Raw genomic sequence first — 15721 nt, forward strand, 5'->3', positions numbered from 1 at the left:
CGCATAGAGGCGGAAATGGACGGCAATACGATTAAACAGGCGTATTCATCAGGTACCTCGGTGCGAGGTATTGAACGGATTTTACAAGGTCGTGACCCGCGCGATGTATGGGCCTTTGCGCAGCGCATTTGTGGTGTGTGTACCCTGGTTCACGGTATGGCCTCCATTCGCGGTGTTGAGCATGCGATACGGTCGGCCTGGCAATCTAACGCGCCGTTAGGGGTTGCGACCGGCAAGCATGGTCCACCAGGCCTGTCACCTATGGCCGCATCCGGTCCTGACGGAATGTCTATGCCGCACCCGGCAATGGGACGAGGGCCGAACAAAAGTGGGATGAAACACGGCCCACCCAAAGGGCGTGGCCATGCGATGGCCTCAAGCGCGGCGCCTGCGGACATGGCCATACCGCCCAACGCGCAGTTGATCCGCAATCTGATGATCGGCACGCAATTTGTGCATGATCATGTGATGCATTTTTATCACCTGCATGCACTGGATTGGGTGGATGTATTGTCGGCACTCAAAGCCGACCCCACAAAAACCGCCGCGTTAGCGGGCTCACTCAGTCGTTATCCGCGTTCATCGCCTGGCTATTTTCGCGACATGCAAACCAAACTCAAGGTGTTTGCTGAGTCTGGCCAACTGGGAATTTTTGGTAATGCCTATTGGGGGCATCCAGGTTACAAGCTACCCCCGGAGGTCAACTTGATGGCGCTGGCGCACTATCTCGATGCGCTGTCATGGCAGCGGGACGTGGTCAAAGTACACACCATATTTGGCGGAAAAAACCCCCATCCCAACTTTGTGGTCGGAGGCGTGCCATGCCCCATCAATCTGGATGCCGATACGGGGATCAATACGCGTCGACTGGCACAATTGCAAGAAGCAATCACATCGATGCGTACCTTTGTCGATCAGGTATATCTGCCCGATATACTGGCGATTGCAGGCTATTACAAAGAGTGGGGTAGCCGGGGAGAGGGGTTAGGGAATTTTCTTACCGTAGGGGATTTACCGTCGAACGGTATGGACGACCCGTCATCGTTTTTGTTTCCCCGAGGGGTGATTTTAAACCGCGATTTAAGCCGCGTGTATGACGTCGATCTAACTGATCCAGCCGAGATACAAGAGTTTGTCTCTCACTCCTGGTATGACTACCGCGGTGGCAAACAGCAGGGCTTGCACCCATGGTCAGGCGAAACAGACCTCAATTATTCGGGCCCTGCGCCGCCGTACAAACACCTGGATGTGAATAACAGTTATCTATGGACTCTCCTCGGTTTGCAAGTAAAAAAGACAAAAAACTTAAGTCGACTGCATATATCTATTCGGCCCTGTGGATACCCACTGACCCAGATGACATTTGCGCGTAAACACCTCATTATTCAGGCGGTCTCAAACAACCAAAACTGTTATCAGGTCTTATCTACGCACGGTCGATGCCGTTTTCATCTAACTTACTCTGCAATCAAGGATTGCCTCTTAATTTCAACAACAGCAAATGTTTTCTTTTTTAGCCATAATAGCCCAAAGCATTCTTGCTTGCTTTGCCGCGTAAGCCACTGCTACAACGTTGTCAGGTTTGTTTTTTCTGAGTTTCTCTATCCATTCGGTGTGAGCCCCCCTTCCTTTGGTAGACATTAACATTACCGTTCTTGCGCCATGCACCAATAATGTCCGAAGATATATATCACCTTTCTTCGTGATTCGGCCTAACTTTGATTTTCCACCAGATGAGTATTGCCTTGGCACCAAACCCAGCCATGCTGAAAATTGCCTACCATTCTTAAACGTTCTTGTATCTCCAGTTGTAGCCACCACTGCCGAAGCTGTTAGTGCGCCAATGCCATCCATTTTCAGTAACTCTTTAGAAACAGGATTAGAACGCGCCCATCGCTCGATTATTTTGTCAAATTGTGCAATTCGATCTTCTTCTCTCAATACCGCTGCATAGAGGTCATGTATGATCTCTGCTAGTAGAGGGGAAAGACGTCCTTCTCCTAATACCACAGACAGTTCTTTTTTACATTTCGCTCGTCCCTGGCTGAATACATAACCAAATTCTGCTAAGTGCCCTCTGATTTGATTCATTAACGCTGTTCTCGTAGAGATGCTTTTTGAGCGCACTCTATGCACTACGAGTATTTCTTGTTGGGCCTCTGTTTTAATGGCAACAAACCTAGCATTAGGCCTGCCTATAGCTTCACAAATTGCGGCAGCATCGTTTAAATCATTCTTCTCCTTAATCAGGTAAGGTTTAACGTATTTTGGGGCTATTAGATGTACATTATGCCCTAGTTTGCTTAATTCTCTTCCCCAATAATTACTGCTACCACATGACTCAATACCGATTGTTGCAGGAGGTAACTGTGCAAAAAATCTGAGCATGCTCTGGCGCTTTAACTTTTTCTTTAAGGAGTTATTACCATACTGGTCGACGCCGTAAGCGACAAAAATGTTTTTAGCAATATCTAACCCTATACGAACTGTTGCGTTTTTCATGATTCCTTCTCCTTTCAGAGTGACACTCAAAGGGTAGACGCTGAAGGTAGAGGAGAGTCCATGTCATTATTCGTGGCTAAAGAGTCCCCGTTGGCGGGGCAAGCCGATGGAGGTGGGTCCCTTGGCTCGGGTACTGATGATGTATGCCACCGGCGATGCGCAGGCCAGAGAATTGGTTGACAGCTCGTTAAGCCTGCTGAAGCTGGATCAGCGCGCGCTGTTTTCAACTTTGGGCCGCACATTGGCGCGCGCGTTAGAAACGAAAATCCTGTGTGACAATCTGCAGAGCTGGTATGACCGTTTGGTCGCCAACATTAAACAGGGTGACACCCGAACCTTCAATGAGCGGTATTTTGATCCTGCTTATTGGCCTAAGGAAGGCAAAGGTATTGGCATCATGGAAGCCCCACGGGGGGCACTCGGTCATTGGATCGTGATGAAAGACGGCCTGATCGATAACTACCAATGTGTGGTGCCAACCACATGGAATGCGGGTCCGCGTGACCCCAATGGGCAGACGGGAGCCTATGAGGCTGCGTTGCAAGATAACCATACCTTGGTCGATCAAGCACAGCCGCTCGAAATTTTACGTACCTTGCACAGTTTTGATCCGTGTTTAGCGTGTGCGGTTCACCTGATGGACGCACACGGCAATGAGCAACTAAAAGTCAAAATCCGATGAATTTGGCTGTCCCACAAACAACACTTTGGAGAATGAAATGGACAATATAACGACCCGTCGACAGGCACAAAAAAGCCTTGGTCGTCTCTATCTATTACTAGGTATCAGTGGTCTGTTGCCGGCTGTGTTTGCGCATGTTGGCCCTGTCGGCGAACACATTCATTATGCCGGGGCGGCGCTTCACACTTTAGTGCTGATAGCGCTCGCTGTGGCAACACTTGTGTCGACGGGTCTGTACTTAACCCGTAAAAGAACACCGTAGGGGAATGCGATGTGCTTGTCCATACCCATGCAAATCGTCGACATTGACGGGTTAACCGCGCAGTGTACTGCCAAAGGTGTCAATCGTTCAGTCAGCCTGTTTTTGCTGCAAGATACGCCGTTGGTAGAAGGCGACTATGTCATGGTGCATGTGGGGTATGCGCTTGAACGTATTTCCCTGGAAGACGCCCAAGTCACCTGGGCGTTACTGGATGATATGGTTTCAGCAGATGCATGAGTTCAGTATTTGCCAGAGTGTGCTTGAGCAAGTTGAACAGATAACCCGGCGTCATCATGCCCGGCGCGTAACGCGTATCGTACTCAGCGTGGGCCCGCTGTCCGGGGTGGTTGACGTACTGCTACAACGAGCCTTTGACGCATTGCGCCTTGGCAGTGTGGCTGAAACGGCTGTTCTGGATATTCACACACCAGCAGTCATTGTGGCGTGCCCGTCGTGTAAAAAAGAGTCCCGCGTACCGACTAACCGATTACTCTGCCCACACTGCCAACAATGGCAGACAACGTTGGTCAGCGGAGATGAGCTGGTGTTATTGCGCATTGAATTTGCCCCTAACACCTTGTCTGACAATGGTCATTCTGTGGAGAACGAACATGTGTAACACCTGTGGTTGTGATGCCAACGATCATCAACACAAACATCATGCGCCTTCAGCATCGGTTCCGGAGAGTTCGGAGTTGTATACCGCTATTCTGCAACCTGACGAGATCGTAGCAGCCAGGAATCGGCAGCAGTTCGAGCATCACCGAGTGCTGGTAGTGAATCTGATGTCGTCGCCGGGCAGCGGCAAAACCCAGCTGATCGAACAGACTATCCAGACACTGAACGATGAAATTACAATCGCCGTTATTGAAGGGGACCTGGACACCGAAAACGATGCCCTGCGCATTCGTCGCCATGGCGTTCAAGCCGAGCAAATCACCACTGGCACAGCCTGCCACCTGGATGCGGCGATGATTGAAACCGTATTGCCGAAGTTCTCACTCGATACCATTGATATTCTCTTTATTGAAAATGTCGGTAATTTGATTTGCCCGGCCTGTTTTGATCTGGGCCAGGATGCCAACGTGGTGTTGTTATCGGTACCCGAAGGGGATGATAAGCCGGAAAAATACCCGGTCATGTTTCGCGCCGCTGATCTGATGCTGATCACCAAAACGGACTACCTGCCCGTCGCGACGGCATTTTCAATCCACCGGGCGACGCAGTCATTTCGAAACGTAGGTGGTCGAGCCCCTGTGCAGGAACTGGCGGCGCCGTTGGATAGAGGGGTGTCAGCATGGATTGACTGGCTGTTGAGCGCCTATGCACAGAAATTCACTGCACTATCCACCCCATCACCCTCGGAGACCGCTGATGCGCCGCCAAAGTGTTGAAACATTAATAGCAGGGCTTGATGCGATGCATCCCGAGCGCCCCTTTCGGGTAATGAATGTCTGTGGTGGGCATGAACGGAGCATCACCCAGGCAGGGCTGCGTAGTCTGTTGGATAAGCATATCGAACTGATTCCCGGACCAGGATGCCCGGTATGCATTTGTCCTGAAGAGGACATTGCGCAAGCAATCCACCTGGCGTTAAACGAACAGGTTATCCTGCTGAGTTTTGGCGATATGTTGCGGGTACCCGTTTTTTCACACACCGAAGGGCCACGGTCATTGTTAGCAGCAAGAAGCCAAGGGGCGGATGTCCGACCGGTGGCAAGCCCGCTGGATGCGGTGGCCATCGCACGTGCGAACGTCACACAACAGGTCGTGTTTTTTGCCGCAGGGTTTGAAACGACCATGGCACCGGTGGCGGCGATGGTGGCCGAAGGTGTGCCGGATAACTTAACCGTGTTGCTGTCGGGTCGATTAACCTGGCCTGCGGTCGCCATGCTGTTGAGCAATGACGAACAGGCCTTCGACGCACTGATTGCGCCGGGGCACGTTGCCACGATCATGGGCTCGGACGAATGGGCTTTTGTAGCCGAACAGCATGGGCTGCCCACAGCCATTGCCGGCTTTCATGGTGAAAGTGTGCTTGCGGCACTGCAATGTCTCTTGCAACAACGCTCTGACAATCGCGCACAGCTAGTGAATTGTTACCCCGAAGTGGTAAAACCGCAGGGCAATACCCAAGCGCAGCAATTACTGCGTGAAGTGATGGTGGTATCAGCGGCGAACTGGCGGGGGATTGGTGTCGTGGAGGACTCTGGATTTACCCTGCGCCCTGAATTCGCCACTGTTAATGCCCGTGTGCGGTTTTCCGAACTCACTGACCAAAGCAGTTTTACCCCGTTAGCTCCTCCGGCAGGGGCGCGCTGCGCTGATGTGGTACTGGGACGGTTATACCCGGATCAATGCCCGCTATTTGGCAACGAGTGTACGCCCAGGCACCCGATTGGCCCTTGTATGGTCTCGGATGAGGGAGCTTGCCGGATATGGATGAGTAGTGGCATGCGCAGTGTTGATGAGTCCAAGCCAACACCGGAAGGGGTTTAACGTGACGTTGCAAACCATCGTGTCACCGCTGATCCCTCAGCCTGCTGATAGTGCGGCTCAATTGGCATGTTTTATGGGTATCGTACAGGGGGTAGGGTTTCGGCCGTTTGTGTATCGTCTGGCCATTGGCTACGGGTTGACCGGGTGGGTGCAAAATCGGGTGGGCGCTGTCTATGTCCATGTCGAGGGTGATCGTGCTTGTCTGAACACGTTTTTTCAAGAAATTGTCGTTAACGCGCCAGGTCATGCGTCACCCTTGCTGCACACGCTTCAGGACGTACCCGTTCGTCATTATGACAACTTTGCGGTGTTGAGAAGCGCGAGTGAATCCCATGGCCCCATTACTGTGCCTCAGGATACCTACCTGTGCACCGCTTGTATTAGCGAGTTCAACACGCCTGAAAATCCGCGTTATCAGTATCCTTTTATTAACTGTAGTCATTGTGGTCCGCGTTATTCCATTATTACCGGGATGCCTTATGACCGATCCAATACGTCAATGACCGCTTTTTCCCTGTGTACACGTTGTGAGGCAGAATACAGTGACCCGACTAATCGCCGTTTTCATGCTGAACCCATTGCCTGTCCGACCTGTGGTCCGAAGCTAACGGTCAAGGATCATACTGGCCATGATCTTGGTGTGGAAAGCACATCGGTGGTGTCTTTTATCGCTGAACAACTCACCGCTGGTGCCATTGTCGCGATGAAAAGTGTTGGTGGCTACCATTTATTGTGTGATGCCACCAATGACACGGTCGTGAGGCAATTGCGTTTGAAAAAAAACAGATTGCATAAGCCGTTTGCTGTGATGTATCCCGAGCCACAGGGCAACGCTGTCTCTACGATGTTGGCATCCGATGTCTCGTTTACTGACGACGAGTGGCGCACACTTTGCAGCGATAGCCGTCCCGTCGTCCTGTTGCCTAAACGGGCATCATCACTACTTGCTGACGATGTAGCGCCAGCGCTTGCCTGCCACGGCGTTATGCTGCCTTGCAGTGCACTGCACCGATCGGTGTTGGATATGGTTAACCGTCCCCTTATCGCGACCTCTGCCAATCTTAGCGGTGAGCCAGTCGTTATCAATGAGCAAGCGGCGCACAAAAAGCTGCGTGGCATTGCCGATTATTATGTGCATCACGATCGCCCGATAGTGCGGCCTCTTGATGACAGCGTAATAAAAACGTCAGCCGGTGCATTGCGCCCAATACGGATTGGGCGGGGAATCGCTCCTCTGGAATTGACCTTGCCGGTGGCCATTGACCGGCCAACCCTCGCCGTCGGTGCACACCAGAAAAATACGGTATCGCTCGCCTGGAATGACCGCTTGGTGGTATCACCACACATAGGTGATTTGACGTCAGTGGCCAGTCAACAGCTGTTTGATGAAACCATTACCGATCTGCAGCGATTGTATGGAGTCTGTGCTGAAGTGGTGGTTTGCGATAAGCATTCCGGCTATGCCTCCACTCGATGGGCGGAATGCTCTGGCCTGGACGTAATGCGTGTCCAGCATCATGAGGCTCATGCATCGGCCTGGGCATTTGAATACGGCGTGACCGAGGCCAGTGTTGTATTTGTTTGGGATGGTGTTGGGCTGGGTAACGACGGTCATTTGTGGGGAGGCGAAGTGTTTTATGGTACCCCCGGGCACTGGCGCAGAATGGTCTCCTTCAAACCCTTTACACTTCAAGGCGCTGAGCAAGCAGGACGAGCGCCATGGCGAAGTGCAGCGGCGTTATGCTGGCAGGAAGGTGTGTTGTGGCCGGGGTTGGAACACTGCGATCCTGATGGATGGGTGCACCATGCCTGGCAACAGTCTATTAACTGTCATTCGTCGTCGTCCGCCGGCCGCTTGTTTGATGCCGCTGCAGCCTTCGGTTTGGCGGTGTACACGACCACGTATGAAGCGCAGGGACCGATGATGTTCGAGTCATTGGTTACAGACAAACCTGCAACGATCTCACTACCGATAGTACCTGTCAACGATAGCTTTTGGCAGATTGATTGGGCCCCTTTATTGCCCCTGTTACTGGATACTCAGTGTTCCGCCAAGCACAAGGCAGAGATTTTTCATGCTTCGATGGCAGGTGTAGTCAGTGAGGTTATTGGGCTGTTGGGTCCCCATTTTCCCTTTGAGTGCGTGGGGCTTACTGGCGGAGTCTTTCAAAACCAGACGTTAGTGTCCTGGATACAGGACACCACGGAAGACCAGGTGTTCAAAATCACGCTACCCCAAGAATTACCCGTTAACGACGGGGCCATTAGCATTGGACAAATCGTTGAGCACATTGCCACATCCACATGTATGTGCAATGCCTTAACGACGGAGATGACAGAATGACAGAAGAATACATTTCATTGGCACACGGCAACGGTGGTCGTCTGACGCGTGAATTGATAGACAAGGTATTTGTCCAATATGGCCAACACCCTTTGCTCGATACCGTAAACGATGCGGCCACGATGTCTCTGCCTAACCAGACGATTTGCATGACCACTGACAGCTTTACCGTACAACCGCTGGAATTCCCTGGGGGTAATGTAGGGTCTTTGGCTGTTCATGGTACCGTAAATGACCTATCGGTCAGCGGGGCAACTCCTTTGTATCTAAGCACCAGTTTTATTATTGAGGAAGGTGTCTCGATGGCGTGTCTGATTCGGGTGGTAAAGGCGATGGCAGAGGCTGCCCACAAAGCCAATGTCAGTATTGTGACCGGGGATACCAAAGTGGTGCCTAAGGGACAGGGTGGTGGTATTTATATCAACACTGCAGGGATTGGCCTAAAAAGGACTCATACCCAATTTGACATCAAGCGCCTATCTGCAGGCGATCATATTGTGGTCAGCGGACCGATTGGTGATCACGGCGTTGCTGTGCTACTGGCAAGAGACGAGTTTGGTTTGGACAGTCAGCTCATCTCTGACTGCGCATCTGTCTATCCATTCGTTGAAGCTATCGATACCATCGACGGCGTAAAATTCCTGCGTGACCCCACTCGTGGCGGAATTGCCATGGCTATGCACGAAATGGCACAAGCGACCAATTTATCCATCCGATTAAATGAAGCAGCTATACCTTTGAGTGGGCAGGTTGAATCAGTTTGCAACATGCTTGGTTTCGATCCCTATTACCTGGCCTGTGAAGGGCGCGTTGTCGCCGTGGTAGCCCCGGAAGTGAGTGAAGAAGTAGTCAGGCGTTGGCAGGTCTGCGAACACGGGCAAAATGCAGCGACCATCGGTGAAGTGTTACCCCGCCAAGAACAATATCACTGCCCTGTTAGTTTAGTCACCCACATCGGAGGCGAGCGGCTGTTGGATGAATTGGAGGATGATCCTCTGCCCCGTATCTGTTAGCGAATCGATGATAAAAACGACAACCGTTTATTTCACGGATACCTTTATGTCTTAAATAGAGTACTTGTACACAGTAAATTCTATGAAATAGCACTAATTCAGAGTTCTAAAAGAGTTGATTATGAATAATTTAATAGCGCACGCGAACGAAAAAATTGAGATGTTTAACCAAGGTATTGTAGAAAGAAACCCCGCTGAATATGAATTTCATCAGGCTGTTAGAGAGTTTACTGAATCAGTGATTCCCTTTTTGATGAATCATGAAAAATACTCTGACGGTCATATATTGGAGCGTATGACTGAGCCTGACAGGATTGTGATTTTCAGGGTGTGCTGGGAAAACGATGAAGGCCATATCTGTTGCAACCGAGCGTGGCGTGTACAGTTTAATAACTCAATTGGTCCCTATAAAGGCGGGTTGCGCTTTCACCCCAATGTATCCCAAGGTGTATTGAAGTTTTTGGGTTTTGAACAGGTCTACAAAAATGCGTTAACAGGCTTGCCTATGGGCGGTGCGAAGGGCGGAAGTAACTTCGATCCAAAAGGAAAAAGTGATCGGGAAGTGATGCGTTTTTGTCAATCACTTATGACTGAGCTGTCTCGCCATATCGGTGAAGATACTGATATACCCGCTGGGGATATTGGTGTGGGGGCACGAGAAATAAGTTATTTATTTGGCCAATACAAGCGACTAAACAACCGATTTGTGGGTACATTGACGGGAAAGGGGCTTTCCTTTGGCGGCAGTTTAATCAGAGCCGAAGCGACAGGCTACGGCGTCGTCTATTTCACGCAACATGTTTTGCATCAACATGGTCAATCTTTTTCAGACAAGACTGCTGTCATTTCGGGTTCAGGTAATGTCGCCTTATTTTGTGCGGAAAAATTGATTCATCTGGGGGTAAAGGTTGTCACACTGTCAGATTCCAGTGGTTTTATTCACGACCCTGATGGTATTGATCTTGAAAAACTACATTGGTTGAGAGAGTTAAAGTTCAACAAAAGGGGACGTATCAGTGAATATGCGCAGCAGTTCAGTACAGCCAAGTATTATCCGGACCAACGTCCCTGGGTCATTCCGGGGGATATGGCATTTCCCTGTGCCACCCAAAATGAGCTGGACTTGAACGATGCAAAAGCACTGGTAAGCAACCATATTCTGGTCGTTGCTGAAGGGGCAAACATGCCCTGTACATTGGAAGCAGTGAGGTTTTTCGAAGAAAAAGAGGTGCTATTTGCACCTGCTAAAGCGGCTAACGCGGGCGGTGTTGCTGTTTCCGGGCTGGAGCAAAGTCAAAATTCACAACGGTTTGCGTGGTCTAGAGAAGAAGTTGATGAACGATTGCAGCAGATCATGGCACACATTCATAAACAATGTGTTGAATACGGTAAGGGAGAAGGCGATACCATTAACTACGTTAATGGTGCCAATATTGGGGGGTTTGTAAAAGTGGCTGAGGCAATGCTTGCGTATGGGATCGCATAATATTTTGTTAATCATTCTGTTGTTGATGTCCCAAAGGGCGAACCGTTTGGCGAGCATTTAATTATCAATAATCAAGATAGTTAGTAGTAAAAAATACAACAATGAGGGAAGCGTTATGAATATTCAAGCGATGAAATTTGGTGTTGCATGTGCGCTAAGTGCGTCGATACTTTGGATAGTATGTAGTGTTCTAGTTATGGTTTTTCCGTCGATGATGCTTTCGATGTCGGGTGACATGCTACATATGGACTTGATGGATACGAAATGGCATTTAACACTGTGGGGTTTTGTTCAAGGACTGTTGGGCTGGTTTATTGCAGCGGGCGTAGGTGGTTGGCTTATCGCAGCAATGTACAATCGTTTCATTTGATTGATGGCCGTTATACAGCCCCAGTGATCTCTACAAACTATTGAGCGAATATAGTAATACAATGATGTGGTTTCGGTTTTTCTATTTCTGATGTTGCCTTCTGTTCAGTATTTACCTCGTGTTGCTCATGTGCATGGAATGCCGATAGAAATAATGGAAGAAGCACAATGTAAGGGACTCTTTGTATTCGTTGTGTTGTCTTATTAGAAAATACTAGGTAACGGTATTCCAGTGGCTATCTATTTGGAGGTCAATTAAGTTGAAGAATAATGAGTTACCAGATAATTACGTTACAGCATTGAGAATTCCTTGGCTTACATCGATCTATGATCCAATCGTTAGATGGACAACCAGAGAATCACGAGTTAAAGGCGAGTTGATTGATAAGGCTAAGCTAGGAGCTGATATGACAGTGCTCGATCTAGCATCGGGTACTGGTACTCTGGCCATAATCATCAAGCGAAAGTTTCCAGATGTTGATGTGGTGGGTGTGGATGGTGACCCAAGAATACTTCAAATTGCCAAAGCCAAGTCAGAAAGTGCTAACGTTAAAATAGAGTTTGATCAAGGATTGGCAACTCAGCTGCCTTATGCTGATTCAAGCTATGATCGAGTATTTTCCACGCTGTTTTTTCATCATTTAGGTCATAGCGACAAAGCCCGTGCATTCGCTGAAATTTTCCGAGTACTCAAGCCTGGTGGACAATTGCATGTAGCGGACTGGGGGAAGCCGACTAATTTCCTTATGCGGCTACTGTTTTACCCTATTCAATGGCTGGATGGATTTGCCAACACGAAGGACAATGTAGAAGGCCAATTGCCGAACATAATTCAACACTCTGGCTTTAATGATGTTCAAATCGATAAGCAATTTAGTACAGTATTTGGCACGTTAACACTTTACCGAGCTTTAAAAGATGAGTGATTTTAATTGATTGAAATTAAGGCTATCTGTCAGTCATGATGAAGCTTGGTAAAAGGAATTAGCAATTCTTGTTCGCATCGTGCGAAGGGCACTGATGGACTTCAGAGGAGGTATTTACCCTTGTTGCAGTCGCCTTTGCATTTCATTAGCGGGTACTAAGATATAAATTTTTGTTATGAGCAGCATGACCTATTTTCTTGAATAGGCGGGCAAGGTACCGTTCCGTAAGAGCAGTAGACACAACAATCTCCCTGTTTGGGTTTTAGTACTGCATGGCACTCGCTGCATTCATAAAACCATTGGCAAGCATCGGTGGGCATGGTTTCCAGCTTTTTATGACTGCAGTGAGGGCAAGTGATTTCTGAGTCTAACTGAATATCTTTACTCATGACTCGTCAGTCTGCTTAATGGTGGATGGGTAACCGGCATTGGTCGTGGCGTTGATCAGCGCATCTGGACTAGTCAGTTCATCATCAAAGTTGACAACGGCTTGCTTGCCTTCATAGCTTACATCTGCATCAGTGACACCTTTGACGTTTTTCAGTGCTTTCTTGACAGTAATAGGACACATAGCGCAATTCATTGTAGGTAAATTGAGAATGACGGTCTTGGATTCTGCCCAGGTACTGAGACTTAAAGCCATCAATACAACTAACACGATCTTGTTCATAAAGTAGATTTCCTATTCCGCGATTAGCGGTATCCAGTAAGGGCTGACGACGAAAAGGGTGGCCAGCAGCATGGCAGTCCAAAAGATGATCTGGCGTCTTCTTCGAGTCTGGGGGATTGCGCAGGCCGAACCGGGCTCGCACTGCTCGATAGGGCGATGCACTTGCCAACCCGCCCACCCAAATAATATCAATACCGCCACAATGAATAGGGGCCGATAGGGCTCAAACTGGGTTAGATTACTGATCCACGCGCCACTGATACCCAGTGAGATCAGCAAAAAAGGTCCGACACAGCAAAGTCCGGCACCAAGGGCTGCTGCAATACCGCCGATTACCGGCCAGTTGGAATTCTGATTGGGCATTTCCGCTCCATACAACAGTATACAGAGCCATTATAAACCCCGTACTAAGGTACGGGGTCAAGTGGTGTTCTGGAAGGGAGCAGGGATTCGATTATAGGGCAATGGGATTCATCCGGGTTGTTCTGGCATTGGATGACTAAATTGTTCAAAACGGCTTGAAGGCTCTGTAGATCCTCGATTTTTGCCTGCACGGTATCCAGTTTTTGCTCCGCCAGGTCTTTTACTTCATGGCAGGACGTTTCGCTCAACGTTAGTAGCGTAGTGATTTCATCTAGTGTAAACCCCAACTCTTGTGCGCGCTTGATAAAGAGTATGCGCTCCAATGTCGCCTGAGGGTATTTCCGGTACCCGTGCTCTGGCTTAGTCGGCTGCTCAATCAGGTTTCTCCGTTCGTAGTAACGCACGGTTTCTATATTGATACCTGCGGCCTCCGCCAGTTTCCCAATGGTAAGAGCTGAGGGGTTAGATACAGTTGTACTCATTGCTATCCTAATTAAGGTCTATTGATACCGGTTGGACAATAGTGAGCTTTCAGGTTCACTCCGATATGTTAGAGCAATAGCTTCAAGCAAGGAAATGTTAGCCTGGAACTGTAGAGGTGTTTGGAGCTAAGCAGGTTGTCAGAATGTGGGGTAGGAAATGAGCCATTGCGTTTATGTGAGAGGGGGGATGGTGTCAGAGGCCGGGCTGGAACCGGCACGTCCGCGAAGGCAATGAATTTTGAAAACAGGGCAAGTGTGTAGGTGTATGTTAGTTGCTTTTGTAATCTAGTGAATTTTCAGGAAATACTCTGCCTTTGCAGAAAAAAGTGTAACAAGAAGTGTGATAATTCTTAGCTTTATTGTATAACTAATTGATTTTATAGGGTTTTATACCTTTGCATCATGGGGGTGTGCTGGGCAGTGGCGGTAGGTGCAGTCATTTAAGGCTTCGTCATTATTTGAGGTGAAAGATGGAATAGGGGGCAGATATTACGATAAATGGGAGTGGATTTGTATGGGGTGGAGTCAATTGCCTAGCTGCTGGTAAAGAGTTTAAGTGCTCAGGGATTAAATAGTGGGATTATAAATTAGAGGCTCTAGCGCTTAGCTGTCGCTTTGTATGGTTTGCTTATGCTGTTTGACAAGTGTAACGTTACGGGTTACATTTTGCCCATGATCCTATCATTTAAGCATAAAGGCTTAGAGAGATTATTTAAAACTGGCCGAACATCAGGTGTTCAGGTAAAGCATGCCAAGCGGTTGCAGCTGATATTAGGTCGGCTTAATGCTTCGGCGTCGCCAAATGATATGAATTTACCAGGCTTATACCTGCACTCGTTATCTGGCAATAAGGCTGATATTTGGTCGGTAAGAGTGAGCGGTAATTGGCGGGTGACTTTCCGTTTTAATGGCGAGCATGCCGAAATCGTTAACTACGAAGATTATCATTGAGGTGAAATAATGTTAATGCACAACCCCCCGCATCCTGGCGTAATTATTAAAGAGTTATGTTTGGAGCCACTAGGCTTAACCATAACTGATGCGGCTGAGGCTTTGGGTGTCAGCCGCAAAACTTTATCGAGCATCATTAATGGTAAGGCTGGTATCAGTCCGGAGATGGCCGTTCGCTTATCTATTGCGTTTAATACTTCATCTGAGAGCTGGCTAAATCAGCAAACACAATATGATTTGTGGTTGGCTGAACTTAGCCGTAAAGATTTAAATGTTACGCCTTTGAATGCGGCGTAATAATAAGGGTGCTAACAAATCCCCCCTCTTTTGAACAAAAAGTGAATGTTACCCGGCACCCCTTGCAGTAGCAGGTAGCTATAGCTTTATTTGATGCGCAAGTTAAACTTTAATGGTTTGCTTATTTAAGCTTATGGGGGTTCAGTGCGTAAATTAACCTTACATATACGGCTATCGCTAGGTTTGCAATTTATTTTGTTGGTGGAGGCGGTAGTCGCTTTTTGGCATCAGCAGTGGCCTACGGGTTTAATTACAGCCGCTATTTTATTGGTAACTTTAACGCCAATTTTTATCAGGCGTTTTTTTAAAATTTTTATCCCTCCTGAGTTTGTACTGTTCGTTATTATCTTTGTATTCGCATCGTTATTTTTAGGCGAGATCCGTGATTACTATACGCGCTATTGGTGGTGGGACATTGCCTTACATTCTAGTTCTGGCATCTTACTCGGAATTGTGGGCTTTTTATTGGTGCATGTGTTGAATGAAACAGAAGATGTGGGGCTTTATATGAAGCCTGGCTTTGTTGCCTTTTTCTCGTTTTTATTTGCGGTAGGGATGGGGGCGATTTGGGAAATATTTGAGTTTTCTATGGATGGTTTATTTGGCATGAATATGCAAAAGCCTATGCTTGATGACCCTTCAGGCTTGACTGACACAATGTGGGATTTGATTGTAGACACTATAGGCGCGCTGATTATTTCGGTGCTGGGTTACAGCTATCTTAAAACGGCCAAAAATCAATCTTTTCTTGAACGTTGGATTAATGCGTTTATCAAAAATAACCCGCAATTGTTTAAGCGTTAAGTTTAGCACTGGCTATCAATTAGGCTTTGCCGATAGGGGCTGCATAGGGTTAAAGGCCAATGTTAGAGCTG

Annotated in this window: 18 protein-coding genes and 1 pseudogene; 14 read left to right on the top strand and 5 right to left on the bottom strand. The window is 48.4% G+C overall.

What is annotated here, in order from left to right; all coding sequences use genetic code 11:
- Positions 1-15 precede the first annotated feature (15 nt).
- A pseudogene (locus tag NO559_RS11460) lies at positions 16-1260 on the top strand (nickel-dependent hydrogenase large subunit); the annotation flags it as partial.
- Between the two features lie 228 nt (positions 1261-1488).
- Here the strand turns inward: NO559_RS11460 and NO559_RS11465 are convergent.
- Complete coding sequence (locus NO559_RS11465) at positions 1489-2502, bottom strand: IS110 family transposase (protein ID WP_258331976.1); 1014 nt, start codon at positions 2500-2502, stop codon at positions 1489-1491.
- Between the two features lie 40 nt (positions 2503-2542).
- Here NO559_RS11465 and NO559_RS11470 point away from each other — a divergent pair, with 40 nt between their 5' ends.
- The 10 genes from NO559_RS11470 to NO559_RS11510 all read left to right on the top strand — a co-directional run bounded on the left by NO559_RS11470 (position 2543) and on the right by NO559_RS11510 (position 12083).
- Positions 2543-3184: a nickel-dependent hydrogenase large subunit gene (locus tag NO559_RS11470; protein WP_258332159.1), complete on the top strand. Its 642-nt coding sequence runs from the start codon at positions 2543-2545 to the stop codon at positions 3182-3184.
- A gap of 271 nt (positions 3185-3455) precedes the next feature.
- Entirely contained in the window at positions 3456-3683 is a 228-nt protein-coding gene (locus NO559_RS11475; protein WP_258331977.1) for a HypC/HybG/HupF family hydrogenase formation chaperone, read from the top strand.
- The gene (locus NO559_RS17040) at positions 3676-4065 is read left to right on the top strand and encodes a hydrogenase maturation nickel metallochaperone HypA (protein ID WP_268905126.1); all 390 of its coding nucleotides are present in this window, start codon (positions 3676-3678) and stop codon (positions 4063-4065) included. The genes NO559_RS11475 and NO559_RS17040 overlap by 8 nt, the downstream gene beginning before the upstream one ends.
- Positions 4058-4840 (top strand): hydrogenase nickel incorporation protein HypB, encoded by a 783-nt coding sequence (gene hypB, locus NO559_RS11480; RefSeq protein WP_258331978.1) that lies wholly within the window; start codon positions 4058-4060, stop codon positions 4838-4840. The genes NO559_RS17040 and hypB overlap by 8 nt, the downstream gene beginning before the upstream one ends.
- Positions 4821-5945 carry a hydrogenase formation protein HypD gene (hypD, locus tag NO559_RS11485; RefSeq protein WP_258331979.1) on the top strand — a complete coding sequence of 375 codons (1125 nt, stop codon included), beginning with the start codon at positions 4821-4823 and terminating at the stop codon, positions 5943-5945. The genes hypB and hypD overlap by 20 nt, the downstream gene beginning before the upstream one ends.
- A gap of 1 nt (position 5946) precedes the next feature.
- Positions 5947-8289: a carbamoyltransferase HypF gene (gene hypF / locus NO559_RS11490; protein WP_258331980.1), complete on the top strand. Its 2343-nt coding sequence runs from the start codon at positions 5947-5949 to the stop codon at positions 8287-8289.
- A complete protein-coding gene (gene hypE, locus NO559_RS11495; protein WP_258331981.1) occupies positions 8286-9302 on the top strand; it encodes a hydrogenase expression/formation protein HypE in 1017 nt (338 codons plus the stop codon). The genes hypF and hypE overlap by 4 nt, the downstream gene beginning before the upstream one ends.
- 121 nt (positions 9303-9423) lie before the next feature.
- Positions 9424-10788 carry an NADP-specific glutamate dehydrogenase gene (gene gdhA / locus NO559_RS11500; RefSeq protein ID WP_258331982.1) on the top strand — a complete coding sequence of 455 codons (1365 nt, stop codon included), beginning with the start codon at positions 9424-9426 and terminating at the stop codon, positions 10786-10788.
- Between the two features lie 115 nt (positions 10789-10903).
- Positions 10904-11158, top strand: coding sequence for a DUF5676 family membrane protein (locus tag NO559_RS11505; protein WP_258331983.1), 255 nt, complete (start codon positions 10904-10906; stop codon positions 11156-11158).
- 376 nt (positions 11159-11534) lie between these two features.
- Complete coding sequence (locus tag NO559_RS11510) at positions 11535-12083, top strand: class I SAM-dependent methyltransferase (protein WP_258332160.1); 549 nt, start codon at positions 11535-11537, stop codon at positions 12081-12083.
- A 173-nt stretch (positions 12084-12256) separates the two neighbouring features.
- On the opposite strand, the gene NO559_RS16990 is transcribed toward NO559_RS11510, so the two are convergent.
- Genes NO559_RS16990 through merR form a run of 4 tightly spaced genes read right to left on the bottom strand, consistent with a single transcriptional unit; the run spans position 12257 to position 13598 of the window.
- A complete protein-coding gene (locus tag NO559_RS16990) occupies positions 12257-12472 on the bottom strand; it encodes a GDCCVxC domain-containing (seleno)protein (RefSeq protein ID WP_309149069.1) in 216 nt (71 codons plus the stop codon).
- Entirely contained in the window at positions 12469-12753 is a 285-nt protein-coding gene (merP, locus tag NO559_RS11515) for a mercury resistance system periplasmic binding protein MerP (RefSeq protein WP_258331984.1), read from the bottom strand. Before merP ends, NO559_RS16990 begins: the two co-directional genes overlap by 4 nt.
- A gap of 12 nt (positions 12754-12765) precedes the next feature.
- A complete protein-coding gene (locus NO559_RS11520; protein WP_258331985.1) occupies positions 12766-13116 on the bottom strand; it encodes a mercuric transporter MerT family protein in 351 nt (116 codons plus the stop codon).
- A gap of 44 nt (positions 13117-13160) precedes the next feature.
- Positions 13161-13598: an Hg(II)-responsive transcriptional regulator gene (gene merR, locus NO559_RS11525; protein ID WP_258331986.1), complete on the bottom strand. Its 438-nt coding sequence runs from the start codon at positions 13596-13598 to the stop codon at positions 13161-13163.
- A 672-nt stretch (positions 13599-14270) separates the two neighbouring features.
- Between merR and NO559_RS11530 the strand changes: the two genes are divergently transcribed.
- From NO559_RS11530 to NO559_RS11540, 3 genes are all read left to right on the top strand, one after another.
- The gene (locus tag NO559_RS11530; RefSeq protein ID WP_258331987.1) at positions 14271-14549 is read left to right on the top strand and encodes a type II toxin-antitoxin system RelE/ParE family toxin; all 279 of its coding nucleotides are present in this window, start codon (positions 14271-14273) and stop codon (positions 14547-14549) included.
- Between the two features lie 9 nt (positions 14550-14558).
- Positions 14559-14846 carry a HigA family addiction module antitoxin gene (locus NO559_RS11535; RefSeq protein ID WP_258331988.1) on the top strand — a complete coding sequence of 96 codons (288 nt, stop codon included), beginning with the start codon at positions 14559-14561 and terminating at the stop codon, positions 14844-14846.
- Between the two features lie 144 nt (positions 14847-14990).
- Entirely contained in the window at positions 14991-15650 is a 660-nt protein-coding gene (locus NO559_RS11540; protein WP_258331989.1) for a hypothetical protein, read from the top strand.
- Positions 15651-15721: the final 71 nt, after the last annotated feature.

The sequence above is a fragment of the Dasania sp. GY-MA-18 genome, assembly GCF_024734385.1.
Taxonomy (GTDB): Bacteria; Pseudomonadota; Gammaproteobacteria; order Pseudomonadales; family Dasaniaceae; genus Dasania; species Dasania phycosphaerae.